Consider the following 13,870-nt stretch of genomic DNA (forward strand, 5'->3'; position numbering starts at 1 on the left):
ACTTACCAAATCGTCTCATTTGCGCGCGTGCAGCGCAATATCAGCCGGCAAGACTCAGCCAGCAAGACGCGAGACGTTGCGAAACTCGCGCGGGCTGACGCCGGCGTGATCGCGGAAGAAGCGCGTGAAATGCGCCGGCTCCGGAAAGCCAAAGCGCTCGCTGAGCTCACCGAGCGGCGTGTCCTCGCGCATGACGGCCTCGAGCGCGCGCTCCATGCGGACGACGTTGAGATAGATTTTTGGCGAGACGCCGAGCGAGGTCTCGAACAGGCGGAAGAACTGCGCGCGCGACAGGCCCGCACCCTTCACGAACTGATCGACGTTGGAATGGGAATCCTGCACGCGCATCGCGTCCATGGCGCGGCGAATACGCCAGTCGCAGCTCACCGCGCTCATGCCGCGGATCGAGGTCGGAAAGCTGCGCCAGGGCGTGAAGCGCTCGATCACCGCGATCATCAGGTCGGACAGTGTCTGCTCGTGGGTGCGCACCGCATCCGGATTCGCCATCATTTCAGCGGCGAGATGCAGCGTCAGCTGGCGGATGCGCGGCGACACCTCGCCCGAGGGCCGCTCGAAAAAGCCGGGCGCGCCGCTCGCGGCCCAGCCTGGACGGAACTCCTTCAGCCATACCGGCTCGATATAGAGCGCCATGATCAGCGTGCGCGGGCGATTGGCGTCATGCACGTAAGCGTGCGGCTTCCAGCCGTCGACGAGCACGGCGGCAGTGTCCGTCAGCGGCGTGACCTGGTCGCCGACCAAAAACTGCGTGTCGGCGCCCTCGACCTTGAGCAGGACGTGGCAATGATGATGGGCGTGGCGGACCAGCGAACGATCCATGTCGAGCAGAGCGACCCTGCCGAAAGCGCCATGAGCGATGCGCAGGGCCGTCGACATCAGTTCCATCCTCCCGGCAGCATTGCGCTGCAAAATGATTGTTTCGTTGGCGCGGCATGATAGGCCGCACCAGCTTCATATTCCAACCGCGCACAAAGACGCAAGTCGCAGGCGGGCGATGCCCCGCTCATGCCCGCGCCTCCGCAAGCAGTTGCGCGACCGCCGCACCGGGGTCGGCCTGCAAGGCGGTTGCGAGATCGACGTCCTCCTCGCCCTTGACGCGGATGCGCTTGAAGGCGAGTTCGGGCGCGCTGACCGGAGCGGTCGCATCGAGCCCCATCTTGGCGCCGATGCCGTTGTCGGTGGTCGGATCGAGTTTCGAGCCGAGCGCGCCCGAGACGACCATGAGGTCGCGATCGGCCTGGAAGCGCGTCGCCACCGCCCATTCGATCTCGTCGGATGAGGAGATGTCGACGTCCTTGTCCACCACGACGACCTGCTTGATGTCGTAATGCGCGCCGAACGCGCACATCATGATGTTCTTGGGCTCGCCGTCATTGGCCTTGTCGATCTTGATCGCGAGATGATAACGGCAGGTGCCGCCGCGCGTCAGGCGAACGTCGATCACGCCAGGGAAGCTCCGCCGCAGATGCTGCAGCAGCGTCGCCTCGCGCGGCACGCCGCCGAGGATCAGATGCTCGAAGCCGCCGCCGACGATGGTGTGGAAGATCGGCGCCTTGCGATGCGTGATCGCATCGACCTCGATCACCTCGCGATTGGCGCGCGGGCCGTAATATTGGGGGAATTCGCCGAACGGCCCTTCCGGCTCTCGCACGCCCTGAAGGATTCGCCCCTCGATCACGATCTCCGCGTGCGCGGGAACACGGACCGAATTGGTCCGGCACTTCACGACATCGACGGGCGCACCTAACAGCGCGCCGGCGATCGCCATCTCGTCCTCGTCGAGCGCGGCAATCGCCTGCGAGGCCAGCATCAACGCCGGATGCGCGCCGATCACGATCGCGATCTCCAGCGCCTGGCCCAGTTCCTCGGCGAGGCGATAATAGGAGAAGGTGTGCCGCGGCAGCAGCAGCACGCCGATGCGGTTCTTGCCGGAGATCTGGCAGCGGTGGATCGAGACGTTCTGCACGCCCGTCTTGGGATTGCGCGCGATCAGGAGGCCGGCGGTGATGTAGGGACCGCTGTCGCGCTCATTATGCTTGGGCACCGGAAGCTGGCGCAGCAAGTCGACGTCCTCATGAACCACGTCCTGCACCGGGCCGCTCATGACCTCATGCGTCGGCAGCGGATGGCTTGCGGCGACCAGAAAGCGCGGCAGCAATTGGTCCTCGGTCACGCCGATGGACTCGGCAACCCAGTCCCGGCCGGCGAAGAGGTTGACGACAACAGGAATTGCGTGCCCATCGGGCCGCGGAAACAGCACGGCGCTGTCGCGCTCCAGCCGCTTGGCGACGGCCGCGAGTTCGTCGGCAAGTCCAATGCCCTCGCGCGCGATAGCGAGCTTGCCGCGCCCGGCGAGATAAGCGAGCCAGCTGCGCAGATCGGCTTGCGCCTTCGCAGCTGTTCCGGCCGGAGTTTCCATTTGCATGTGATGAGCTTCCTTGGCGTCTTCAGGTCAGGGCGCGATCTTGCGGAGCTGCGTGCGGCGCTTCAGCGCCTCGTCCTCACCCCAGCGGCGCACCACGCCGATATCGATGTCGAACAGATCCAGCACGCGGCCGACGGTGTGCTCGACCATGTCTTCGAGATTATCAGGCTTGGCGTAGAAGGCCGGCACCGGCGGCGCGATGATCGCGCCCATCTCCGACAGCGCCGTCATTGTCCTGAGATGTCCGGTGTGCAGCGGGGTCTCGCGCACCATCAGGACCAGGCGGCGGCGTTCCTTCAGCACGACGTCGGCCGCGCGGGTGAGCAGCGTCGTGGTGACGCCCGAGGCGATCTCCGACATCGAGCGCATCGAGCACGGCGCCACGATCATGCCGGCGGTACGGAACGAGCCGCTGGAGATCGCGGCGGCCATGTCGTCGATGGCGTGGCAGACATGGGCGAGTTCCCTCACCTCGGCAATTTTCAGATCGGTTTCATACGCAAAGGTCAGTTCGGCCGTCTTGGACATCACGAGGTGAGTCTCGACCCCGGCATTGCGCAGCAGCTGGAGCAGGCGCACGCCATAGGTGACGCCGGAGGCGCCGGAAATGCCGATGATCATCCGCTTGGGGCTGGCGTCCTGCATATCTTTGGTTTCGCTCCCGGGGCCGCGCCCCATGGCATCAAGACTAGGCAATCCAACCCATCATCACAAATAATGATTGATTATAACATTCATCATCTGAGATGATGGAGCGGAAGCAAGACTGGCACGCGAAGGACGGCTCCCGTGGAACTCCGGCAGATGCAATACTTCCTGTGCCTGGCTGAGGAAAAGAACGTCACTCGGGCGGCGCGCCAGCTCAATATCGTGCAGCCGGCGCTGAGCATGCAGATCGCCAAGCTCGAGGCCGAGCTCGGCCAAAAGCTGTTCGACCGCAGCGTTCAGGGCATGACGCTGACCAGCGCCGGCGAAGCGCTGGTGCGGCTGACGGCGCCGATCGTGCGCGATGCCGAATATGCACGGCAGGAGATGGCCCAGCTCGGCGGGCGCATTTCGGGCCGCGTCTCGGTCGGCCTCATCACCTCGGTGGCGCAGAGCACGATGGCGAGTTCGTCGGCGACCGTCGCCAGCCGCTATCCCGAGATCACGCTGTCGGCCTGCGAGGGTTACACCGAGACGCTGGTGGACTGGGTCAATACCGGCCAGCTCGATTTCGCGCTGATCAACGTGCCGCGCCGGAAGACGGCGCTCGCCGCGCACCGCATCATGGACGAGGAGATGGTGTTCGCCTGCCGCAAGGACAGCCCCCTCAGGCCGCCGGCAAAGCTGCGCTTCGACCACATCGCGAATGTCGACCTGGTGCTGCCGTCCAAGCGCCACGGCCTGCGGCTGATCCTCGACGAGCACGCCGCCGCCATCGGCATCGACCTGCGCCCGCGGCTCGAGCTCGACACGCTGCCCGCGCTCTGCGACGTCATTGCCACCACAGATTTCGCGACGGTCCTGCCGACGATCGCGCTCCGGCAATCGCTGGCGAGCGGCGCCATCCGGGCTCATCGTTTCGACGCGCAGCGGATCGTGCGCTCGATCGCCTGGGTGCATCACCCCAGGCGCGCCGTGTCGGTCGCGGCCAAGGCGGTGCTTGACGTCATCAGCCATGATCTCGCGCAGGCCGCAGCCGTTGCGAGCAAATTCGTGGAGCCGTCCTCCGGCAGCGCGAACGCGTCTCGCAAGGCGCGCAGGACGCTACGGCAGCGGCGCGGTTAGAACCCATCGAGGGTCCGGCCTGCTGCGTTGAAATTCGCCCTCGCGGACCGATATTGTCGATGTAACCGATCGCGCCTGTATCCGCATCCTCCCGCCATGCCCTTCTTCCAGCTCAACGACGACCATATCGTGCCCGATGATCTCGGGGACTTCGACCCTGAAACCGTGCCGCGTGCGCTCGCCGCTTTCGGCGGTCGCGTGCTCACGAAGGGCATGGAGCTGGCCATGCACGCGCATCGCAAGGACGAGTTGGTCCTGACCATGCGCGGCATCGTCAGGCTGGAGGCCGGCCACGGCGTCTGGATCGTGCCGCCGCGCTGCGCGGTGTGGATTCCAGGCACCGTCCCGCATAGCGTCAGCGTGGTCGGCGACGTCGAGATGTATTGCCTTTTCGTCGAGCCGGATGCGGCCCCGACATTGCCGCGGCAATGCTGCGCGCTGTCGATCTCGCCCTTGCTGGCCAATCTGCTGGTGCATGCGACCAACATGCCCGTGATGTATGACGTCGACGGTGCCGACGGCCGCATCGCCACGGTGCTGCTCGACCAGCTCGCAGCCGCGCCCGCCGAGGAGCTGCGCTTCCCGATGCCGGCCGATTCCAGGCTGCGCCGGATTGCGCGTGCGATGATGGAAAATCCGTCCGATCGCGCGACGATCGAGGATTGGGGCCGTCGCATCGCGGTGGCTCCGCGCACCCTCACCCGCATCCTGCAACGCGAGACCGGCATGAGCTTCGGCCGCTGGCGCCAGCAGCTCCACATCCTGATCGCGCTTCAGCGCCTCGACCAGGGGGCATCGGTCCAGGCGGTCGCCCTCGACCTCGGTTACGAGGGCGCCAGCGCCTTCGTCACCATGTTCCGCAAGGCACTGGGCAAGCCGCCGGCGCGCTATCTCGCCGAACGCCGCGCACACTGACCGGAAATCGCAATCGATTGTCCCGTTCGCGGAATGCGCACCAGGGGTGCGATCTCGTATCGAAGCTCCGAAGCGCAGTCTCGCGCATGCAAGGAGCCGACCACCATGGATTCACTCAGCACGGGCCGCGTCGCCGACGTCCTCCGGCGCCTTCATCGGGAGGCGGAGATCGCCGATGCGCCGCTGATGCAGGCCTTCGCGAACGAGGCGAGCAGCCGCGAAGAGATGATCGGCCAGGCCATCGCGGCCGAGAACCGCGACCTCAACGACGTCTATCGGAGATTTGCCGGCAACTTCCTCAGTGTCTCGCCGCGGTTCGGACGCTTCCTCTACATGTGCGCCCGCGCCTGCAAGGCGACACGCATCATCGAGTTCGGCTCATCGATGGGGATTTCCGCGATCTACATGGCAGCCGCGCTGCGCGACATGGGCGGCGGCCTCCTGATCGGCACTGATCTCGAACCCGGCAAGATCGAGCGGGCCCGCGCCAACGCCGCGGCCGCCGGGCTCGCCGGTCTCGTCGAGTTCCGGCTCGGCGATGCCCGCGAAACGCTCGCGTCCGGGGTCGGTGAGATCGACATGGTGATGCTCGACGGTGCCTTCACCCTCTATCTTCCCGTTCTGCAATTGCTGGAGCCGCAGCTGAAGCGTGGGGCGCTCATCGTCGGCGAGAACGCGTTCGAGGAAGCTTCCGGCTACATCGACTACGTCAGGGATCCCCAAAACGGCTACCTCTCGCTGTCGCTGCCGTTCGATCCCGGCCGCGGCAACGAGCTCACGATCAGGACCTGATCATCCAGGAGCCAGACCTGGGACAAGGCAAGATATTGAACGAACCAAGTCAGATGCCGCAAATCTCCGAGCCATCACTTGTCCCGCCAGGACGGGTCACGCGCATGCTGCTGCGATGGCTGATGCGTCCTGCGCGCGTCACCTCGGTCGAGACGCTCTCGCCACGCTTTCGGCTCATCGCGCTCGAAAGCGAAGCGCTGAAGGACGTGGTATGGACCGCCGGCCAGAAGGTCCAGGTCGCGATGGGCGCGGGCCTCAGCGCACGCACCTACACGCCGATGTCGTGGGACACCGCCCACGGCCGGACGCGTCTCCTCGCCTTCACGCACGGCGACGGCCCCGGCAGCCGCTGGGCGAGCGGCTTGCGCGACGGCGACACCTGCCAGTTCTTCGGCCCTCGCCGCTCGCTCGATCTTGCCGGCCTGATGCCGCCCGTCGTCTTGTTCGGCGATGAAACCTCGTTCGGCCTTGCCGCGGCGCTGCGCAGCAATCTACACGCCGGCGGGGCACTCCACATGTTCGAAGCGACCGAAATCGTCGAGGCACGGCACGTGCTGGAAGCAATCCATCTCAACGAAGCGCGATTGATCGCGCGTAATGCCGGCGATGCCCACCTTGCGACCGTCGAGGCGGAATTTTTGCGCCTTGCTGCAAATGGAGCGCAGTTCGTGCTGACCGGCAAGGCGTCCTCGATCCAACGCGTCAGCCGCACCCTGAAAGCGGCGGGCGTCGCATCGTCGCGGATCAAGGCCAAAGCCTATTGGGCACCCGGCAAGACCGGGCTGGATTAGGAGAGACCGCAAATCTGATCGATCTCGCGGCGCGCTCCGCTGCACCTCTCCCGCTTGCGGGGGAGGTCGGCGCGAAGCGCCGGGTGGGGGCTCTCTCCATACGGGGAGCGTCTCGATCGCGGATGCACCCCCACCCCAGCCCTCACCCGCAAGCGGGAGAGGGAGCACACCGTCTTCGCGGCAACCCCGGTCCCTCGCAGTACGCCACCTCACCGCACGGACATGATGTCGCGCCGCTGCAGAATGAGACGGGTTGGTAAGTTTTGAGACGAGCAGGCATGACGAATGCGGCGGCCTGCTCGCTACGCTCCAGGCACAGAAAGCGCAGCCTGGCTTCATCCCGACTCTCGGACGATCCCGGCGCTCGCATAAAGAGACAGTCGGGAGATTCAGTCCAAGATGGCACGGTCCGGTCACAGCAAGAGCACCGACAACACAGCGCGGCTCGCTGACAGTTTTCGTCCCGATCGCAGGTCGCTGCTCTCGCTCGGTGGTGGCGCCCTGCTCGCAGCCGCCGCCGGGCTGCATCCTGCGCAGGCGCAAGACTATCCCGCCCGCCCGGTGCAGGTGCTCGTGCCCTTTGCCGGCGGCAGTGCCAGCGACGTCATCACGCGCATCCTGCTCAACCGCATGTCGGCATCAACAGGACAGGCTTTTGTGGTCGACAATCGCCCCGGCGCCGGCGGCAATATCGGCACCGCGGCCGCAGCGCATGCGGCGCCCGACGGCTACACCTTGCTGATGAGCACCTCCGGCCCGCTGGCTGCGAACAAGGCGCTCTACAAGGACCTGCCTTACGACCCGCTGAAGGATCTCGCCCCGATCGGCCTGTTCGCGACGCTGCCAAACGTCATCGTGATCAATTCAAAGCTGCCGCCGAAATCGCTGGCGGAGCTGATCGACTACGCCAAGGCGCATCCGCGCGAGCTGAACTACGGCACGGTCGGCGTCGGCTCGTCGCAGCATCTGGCGGCGGCCTATTTCGAGCAGCTCACCGGCACCGAGCTCACCCACGTGCCCTACCGCAACATCGCCGCCTACACGCCCGATTTCATTGCGGGGCAAGTCCCGCTCGGCTTCCAGCTGCTGCCCAACGTCCTCGGCCTGATCAAGAGCGGCGACGCCCGCCCGCTCGCGGTGGCCAACGACAAGCGCATGACCGCGCTGCCGGACGTGCCGACTGCGGCCGAGGCCGGCCTGAAGAATTACGAGAGCGCCGCCTGGCTCGCGCTGCTCGCGCCCGCAAATACCGACAAGGTGGTCGTCGACAAGCTCTACAAGGCGATGGTCGAAGCCGTGAACGATCCGAAGGTCCGGGCGCTCTTCGTCGAACAGGGCGCCGAGCCGCTGCTGATGGATTCGCATGGACTGACGGACTTCATGACGTCAGAGACTACGAAATGGGCCGGGATCATCAAGAAGATCGGCATCGAGCCGATGTGATCAGTCACATCGCTTCGACGTGACTGATTAGACCAGGCTCGACTTGCCGCGGCTCAGCACCTCGCCGGCACCCTTGTCGCCGACGATCTTGCCGCCCTCGTAGACCACACGACCGCGCGCGATCGTCGTCACCGGCCAGCCGGTGACGTCAAAACCTTCCCACGGCGTGTAGTCCGAGCCGTGGTGCAGATCGGCCTGCTGGATCTTCCGGGTCAGCTTCGGGTCCCACAGCGCGATGTCGGCATCGAAGCCGACGCCGATCGAGCCCTTGCGCGGGTACAGGCCGTAGATGCGCGCATGGTTGGTCGCGGTCAGCTCGACGAATTTTTGCAAGGTGATCCGTCCCTTGGACACACCCTCGGAGAACAGGATCGGCAGCCGCGTCTCGACGCCGGGGATGCCATTCGGCACCCAGCGGAACGAGGTGCGCGCGTTCGGCGTCAGCTTGCCCTTGGGATCGTCGTAGCGGAACGGGCAGTGATCGGACGAGAAGGTCTGGAACACGCCGGTGGTGATTCCTTCCCAGATCGCCTGCTGGCTCTCGGCATCGCGTGGCGGCGGCGAGCAGACATATTTCGCGCCCGTGATGTCCATGTTCAGGCCCTTCATGTCGTCGGCCGTCAGCGTGATGTATTGCGGACAGGTCTCGGCATGAACGGGCAAGCCGCGCTGCTGGGCCCAGCGCACCTGCTCCATCGCCTCGCGCCCGGAGACGTGGACGATCATGATGGGAACGCCGATCACCTCGGCATGGCTGATCGCGCGATGCGTCGCCTCGCGCTCGACCGCCTGCGGCCGCGACGTGCCGTGATAATAGGGCGCGATGTGGCCTTCGCGCTCGAGCTTGCTGGTGAGGAAGCGGATGGCGTCGTAGCCCTCGCAATGAACCATCACCAGCGCCTCCTCGCGGCGCGCCACGTCGAACACCTCGAGCAATTGCTTGTCGCTGAGCACGAGGTCATCATAGGTCATGAACACCTTGAACGAGGTGTAGCCGTCCTTGACGAGGGCCGGCAGCTCCTGCCCGAGCACGATTGCGGTCGGGTCGGAGATGATGAGATGGAACGCGGTGTCGATGTAGCACTCGCCCTCGGCGAGCTTGCGGTAGTTCTCGACGCAGGTGCGCAGCGACGTCCCCTTTTCCTGGAGCGCAAAGGGCAGCACCATCGTGTTGCCGCCGGCCGCGGCCGCGCGTGTCGCCGAGGCGAAATCGTCGGCCATCACGACGTCGGGGCCGGAGGGCTGGGAGATATGGACATGGCTGTCGATGCCGCCCGGCAGCGCCAGCAGGCCGGTCGCGTCGATCTCGCGCGCCGCGCCCTCGATGCGGTCGGCGATGCTGACGATGCGGCCGTCGCGAATGCCGATGTCGGCGCGAAACTCGTCGCTGGCCGTCACGATGGTGCCGCCGCGGATGGCGAGATCGAGCTGCGTCACGGGACTCTCCGTTACCTGGTCATCGCTGATGTCTGGAAGATCCGGCCCCACGGCGCAAGAGCGGAGATGTCGCCACCGGCGAGCTCGAGGGTCCGCCACAGCGTGACCGCGACCGAATCCAGCACCGCGACGTTCAATTCCCGTTCGAGCGAGGCCGCAAGCGCCGCACCGTCGAGATTGGTGCAGAGGATGACGACGGCATCGGCGCCGTCGGCTACGACCGCGCGGATCATGTCCGCAATGGTTGCAGGCGCGACCTCGCCAAAGGAAAAATTGTCGCGCAGGCCGAGGTGCCGCTCGGCATGCGGGATAACACGCTCCTCGGCCCAGACGTCGGCAATCCGCCTCTGAACGTCACTGGTATAGGGCGACACCAGGCCGACGCGTTTGGCGCCGAGCGCGCGGGCGGCATCGATACAGGCGAGCGTGGATGTCGTCGCGGGCACGCCGGTGCGCGCCGTGATCGCCTCGCACAGGCTCCGGTCGCGGCTGACGCCGAGCCAGCTTGCGGAGGTGCCGTTCCAGGCGATGGCATCGACCTTGGCATCGGCCAGCAGGTCCGCCGCCGGCAGCATCACGGAGGCGTCGAACTGGTTCAGCGCGGCCGCATCAAGCGCGATCTCGGTGACGCGGAAGCGCGAGAAATGCGCGGTGACGCCGGTGGCCTCCGCCAGCATGGTGCTGGTGACGGGCTCGAGCACCGAATTCGAGGACGGCGTGATCATGCCGAGACGTTTGCGCATGGCCTTACCTTACGACGCCTGCGCGAGCCGCGTCGACTCCTCCCGGATCAGGGCCAGGACGTGGCGCTTGGCGTCGTTGAACTCGGGGCTGGTGATGTCGCGCGGGCGCGGCAGGTCGAAATCGACGGCCTCGCGGATCCGGCCCGGCCGCTTCGTCATCACCACGATCTTGTTGCCGAGCACCAGCGCCTCGTCGACGCTGTGGGTAACGAACACGATGGTGCAGCGGCGCTTCTGCCAGATCGCGACCAGCTCCTCCTGCATTTCCAGCTTGGTCTGGGCGTCCAGCGCCGCGAACGGCTCGTCCATCAGGATGACGCTTGGGTTCATCAGCAGCGCGCGGGCGATGCCGACGCGCTGGTTCATGCCGCCGGACATTTCGGAGGGATGATGGTGCTCGAAACCGCGCAGGCCGACGAGATCGATGAACTCCATGGCGCGGTCGTAGCGCTCGGCTTTCGCGACGCCCTTGAGTTTGAGGTGGAAGGCGATGTTGTCGATCGCGGTCAGCCACGGCATCAGGGTGGGCTGCTGGAACACCACGCCGCGGTCGGAGCCCGGCCGCTCCACCTGCTTGCCATCAACCAGCGTCCGTCCGGACGTCGCCTGCTCGAAGCCAGCGATGATGTTGAGAAGCGTCGACTTGCCGCAGCCGGACGGGCCGAGCAGGCAGACGAAATCATTGGCCTCGATGTCGAGATTGATGTTGTCCAGCGTCAAGAGATCACGGCCGCGCCGCTTGTCGGAAAACACCTTGACGATGTTGCGAAGCTCGATTGCCGCCATCAGCCCGCCCTGCCCTGCACGGTGGTTGTCTGCTGCCAGCGCAGCGTGCGCGCCATGATCGCCTTGAGGCCGAGGTCGGAGAGATAGCCGAGCAGCCCGATCGAGATCATCGCGGCGAGCACGATGTCGTAGCGCAGGAAGTAATAGGAATCCCACAAGACGTAGCCGAGGCCGCTCTTCACCGCGACCATCTCGGCGGTGACAGTCAGCATCCAGGCCGATCCGACCGCGATGCGCAGGCCGGCGAAGATCGAGGGCAGCGCCGCCGGCAGCACGATGTCGGTCAGCATTTGCCGCTGGTTCGCGCCCATCATCGCGCCGGCGCGGACAAGATTATGATCCACGGTCTTCACGCCATGGATGCTGTTCATCAGCACGGGAAAGAAGGCGCCGAGGAAGACCAGGAAGATCGCCGGCTTGTCGGCGATGCCGAACCAGATGATGGCGAGCGGAATCCAGGACACCGGCGGGATCGGCCGCAGCATCTGCAGCGTCGGCTCCAGCGTCTTCTCGAACAGCCGCGACCAGCCGATCGCGACGCCGGCGAGGATGCCGAGTAGGCTCGCCAATGCGAAGCCGCCGAAGACGCGCAAGGCGCTGGCGAGCGCGTCGCGCAGCCAGTGGCCGGAATAGGTCTGCGTGGTCTCGTCGAAGCCGAACACCCAATCGCCGAGCGCATGCAGCACGGCGCTCGGCGCCGGCAGCAGCGCCGGCGGCAGCATGCCGCTGCGCGCAAAGGCCTCCCAACCCGCGATCAGCAGCGCGGGCACAATCAGGCGTTCGATCCCATGGAATGCCCGCGTCAGCCGGAATGCCGGCCGCGGGGGAGCCGCGTCAGTAACCGAGGTCATTCTTGGCTTTTCCCGTGGCCTTCTCCAGGAACGAATAGTCCATGTTCTTCTCGGCTTCCGCGGAGACGTCCTTCGAGATGTATTTGAGGTCGCGCATCATGGCCGCGATCGCCAGCGTCTGGGAGCGATGGATCGCGGGATCGGGCGAGGCATTGTTCAGCGCCTCCGTCGCCACGCTCTTGTCGAGACCGGTGAGCTTGTTGATGACCTCGATCCACGGGCCCTTGTCGGCGATCAGCTTGTTGTCGAGTTCGACTACGGCGCTGACGATGCCCTGCACGCCGGCGCGCTGGCTGGCGATCACGTCGGAACGGGTGACGATGAGGTTGGTGAGATTGCCCGCGGCCTGATCATACGGCAGCACGAAATGCTTGCCGGCGCCGGCCAGGCGAATCTGCGAGGCGAACGGCTCGACCGAGCAGATCATGTCGACCTCGCCGCGCTGCAGCGCTGCGAGATGATCGGACGGGTTGGGGATGTTGATGAACTGGATGTCCTTGTTGGGATCGACGCCCTGCTTGAGGAACGCGCCGCGCATGTGGATGTCCTGCGCATTGCCGCGGGAGGCCGCGACCTTCAGCGGCTGGCCGTCGCTCTTCGCCTTCGTCACCGTCGCCTTGAACGCGGCCCAATCGTCGGGCGGCAGGTTCAGCTTGGCCGATGACAGGCATTCCGAGCCGCCATTGATCTGTCCCGAGACCGCGACGACGTCAAAGCCCTTGTCGAGCGCGGTGATGTAGTGGAGGTAGGTGACCTGCGCGACGTCGATGCTTTTCGACACCAACGCGGTGAGCACGTCATTGCCCGAGTTGAAGCCGGTGGCCTCGACCTCGACGCCCTTGGCCATCGAAGGGATCAGCGACATCGGCAGGCAGTGCGCGCATTTGGCATAGCCGAGCTTGATCTTCGGAGCTTCCGCCGAAGCGAGATCGCTTCCGCAAAGCAGCGCCGCCATCGCCACGAGACCCAGTCGCAAACCCGTCCGCATCGCTTACTCCGTGTTCGAAGGGCGCGAGATCTCGCGCGTCGCTCACGATCATCCGTCGCTCTTTGCCGCGGCGCAATCCGGTTTTTGCATGCTGCATACAATTTGCGCGGTATGCCATTGTTTTCAGCGAGATGCGTCGGTATTTTGGGCAAGCCAAAGGGCTGGAAACGACTAAGATCACGGTGAGAAACGAGGCACGCGTGCAGCCAAAACCGGAAGCGCCGAAGGGACGAAAGTCGCCCAAACTCAAGCGGATGGGCTTGCATGAGCGCGCTGCTGCGCGGATGCGGACGATGATCATTCGCGGCGAGCTGCCGCCGGGATCGCAGACGCAGGAGACCAAGCTGTCGAAGGAGCTCGGCGTGTCGCGCACGCCGCTGCGCGAGGCAATGAAGGTGCTCGCCGCCGAAGGCTTGATCGAGCTCCGCCCCAACCGCAGCCCGCGCATCGCCGACATCGCGATCGACGGCATCACCGAATTGTTCGAGGCCCTCGCCGGCATCGAGCGGCTGGCGGCAGAGCTTGCCGCGGAGCGCGCCACCGAGCGCGATCTTGCCCGCCTGCGCACGCTGCAGACCCGGATGGAAGGTCACCATCGCAACGGCAAGCTCGACGACTATTTCGCCATCAACGGCGAGATCCACAACACCATCGTCCGTATGGCCCGCAACACGCCGCTGCGCGAGGCGCACGAGACGCTGATCTCGCGCGCCGAACGCGCGCGTTATCTGGCGCTCGGCGCAGACAAGCGCTGGAGCAATTCGGTGAACGAGCATGCCGATATCCTCGCAGCTCTCGAAGCGCGCGACAGCGAAGCGGCCGGCCGCCTGCTCGGCGCCCATGTCCGCCAGACCGGCACCGCATTGCTCGAGACTCTCGCTCCCAAGCCCAAGTTGACGGCGGCCTGAACC

14 protein-coding genes are annotated in these 13,870 nt (G+C 65.6%); 6 read left to right on the top strand and 8 right to left on the bottom strand.

Going from position 1 to position 13,870, the window contains the following annotated elements; genetic code table 11:
- Positions 1-54 precede the first annotated feature (54 nt).
- The 3 genes from HYH08_RS09805 to HYH08_RS09815 all read right to left on the bottom strand — a co-directional run bounded on the left by HYH08_RS09805 (position 55) and on the right by HYH08_RS09815 (position 3,088).
- Entirely contained in the window at positions 55-894 is an 840-nt protein-coding gene (locus HYH08_RS09805; RefSeq protein WP_220009567.1) for a helix-turn-helix transcriptional regulator, read from the bottom strand.
- Positions 895-1,021: 127 nt separating this feature from the next.
- Positions 1,022-2,437, bottom strand: coding sequence for a UbiD family decarboxylase (locus HYH08_RS09810; protein ID WP_220009809.1), 1,416 nt, complete (start codon positions 2,435-2,437; stop codon positions 1,022-1,024).
- A gap of 33 nt (positions 2,438-2,470) precedes the next feature.
- On the bottom strand, positions 2,471-3,088 hold the full coding sequence (locus tag HYH08_RS09815) for a UbiX family flavin prenyltransferase (RefSeq protein ID WP_220009568.1): 618 nt from the start codon (positions 3,086-3,088) through the stop codon (positions 2,471-2,473).
- Positions 3,089-3,247: 159 nt separating this feature from the next.
- Between HYH08_RS09815 and HYH08_RS09820 the strand changes: the two genes are divergently transcribed.
- The 5 genes from HYH08_RS09820 (at position 3,248) to HYH08_RS09840 (ending at position 8,154) form a co-directional block, all read left to right on the top strand.
- Complete coding sequence (locus HYH08_RS09820; RefSeq protein ID WP_220009810.1) at positions 3,248-4,213, top strand: LysR family transcriptional regulator; 966 nt, start codon at positions 3,248-3,250, stop codon at positions 4,211-4,213.
- A gap of 96 nt (positions 4,214-4,309) precedes the next feature.
- On the top strand, positions 4,310-5,128 hold the full coding sequence (locus HYH08_RS09825) for an AraC family transcriptional regulator (protein ID WP_220009569.1): 819 nt from the start codon (positions 4,310-4,312) through the stop codon (positions 5,126-5,128).
- Between the two features lie 105 nt (positions 5,129-5,233).
- The gene (locus HYH08_RS09830) at positions 5,234-5,920 is read left to right on the top strand and encodes an O-methyltransferase (RefSeq protein WP_220009570.1); all 687 of its coding nucleotides are present in this window, start codon (positions 5,234-5,236) and stop codon (positions 5,918-5,920) included.
- Positions 5,921-6,024: 104 nt separating this feature from the next.
- Positions 6,025-6,711, top strand: a complete 687-nt coding sequence (locus tag HYH08_RS09835; protein WP_220009571.1) for a siderophore-interacting protein — start codon at positions 6,025-6,027, stop codon at positions 6,709-6,711.
- A gap of 399 nt (positions 6,712-7,110) precedes the next feature.
- Positions 7,111-8,154, top strand: a complete 1,044-nt coding sequence (locus HYH08_RS09840) for a Bug family tripartite tricarboxylate transporter substrate binding protein (RefSeq protein WP_220009572.1) — start codon at positions 7,111-7,113, stop codon at positions 8,152-8,154.
- A 27-nt stretch (positions 8,155-8,181) separates the two neighbouring features.
- On the opposite strand, the gene hydA is transcribed toward HYH08_RS09840, so the two are convergent.
- From hydA to HYH08_RS09865, 5 genes are read right to left on the bottom strand one after another with little or no spacing between them, the layout of a single operon-like run.
- Positions 8,182-9,591 (bottom strand): dihydropyrimidinase, encoded by a 1,410-nt coding sequence (gene hydA, locus HYH08_RS09845; protein ID WP_220009573.1) that lies wholly within the window; start codon positions 9,589-9,591, stop codon positions 8,182-8,184.
- An 11-nt stretch (positions 9,592-9,602) separates the two neighbouring features.
- Positions 9,603-10,334 carry a maleate cis-trans isomerase family protein gene (locus HYH08_RS09850; RefSeq protein ID WP_220009574.1) on the bottom strand — a complete coding sequence of 244 codons (732 nt, stop codon included), beginning with the start codon at positions 10,332-10,334 and terminating at the stop codon, positions 9,603-9,605.
- A gap of 9 nt (positions 10,335-10,343) precedes the next feature.
- On the bottom strand, positions 10,344-11,120 hold the full coding sequence (locus tag HYH08_RS09855) for an ABC transporter ATP-binding protein (RefSeq protein WP_220009575.1): 777 nt from the start codon (positions 11,118-11,120) through the stop codon (positions 10,344-10,346).
- Positions 11,120-11,971 (bottom strand): ABC transporter permease, encoded by an 852-nt coding sequence (locus HYH08_RS09860; protein ID WP_220009576.1) that lies wholly within the window; start codon positions 11,969-11,971, stop codon positions 11,120-11,122. Before HYH08_RS09860 ends, HYH08_RS09855 begins: the two co-directional genes overlap by 1 nt.
- Positions 11,955-12,959 (bottom strand): ABC transporter substrate-binding protein, encoded by a 1,005-nt coding sequence (locus HYH08_RS09865; protein WP_220009577.1) that lies wholly within the window; start codon positions 12,957-12,959, stop codon positions 11,955-11,957. Before HYH08_RS09865 ends, HYH08_RS09860 begins: the two co-directional genes overlap by 17 nt.
- Before the next feature lie 200 nt (positions 12,960-13,159).
- On the opposite strand from HYH08_RS09865, the gene HYH08_RS09870 reads away from it, so the two are divergent.
- Positions 13,160-13,867, top strand: a complete 708-nt coding sequence (locus HYH08_RS09870) for a GntR family transcriptional regulator (protein ID WP_502787674.1) — start codon at positions 13,160-13,162, stop codon at positions 13,865-13,867.
- Positions 13,868-13,870 lie beyond the last annotated feature (3 nt).

It is taken from the genome of Bradyrhizobium sp. BR 10289 (assembly GCF_019455385.1).
GTDB lineage: Bacteria > Pseudomonadota > Alphaproteobacteria > Rhizobiales > Xanthobacteraceae > Bradyrhizobium.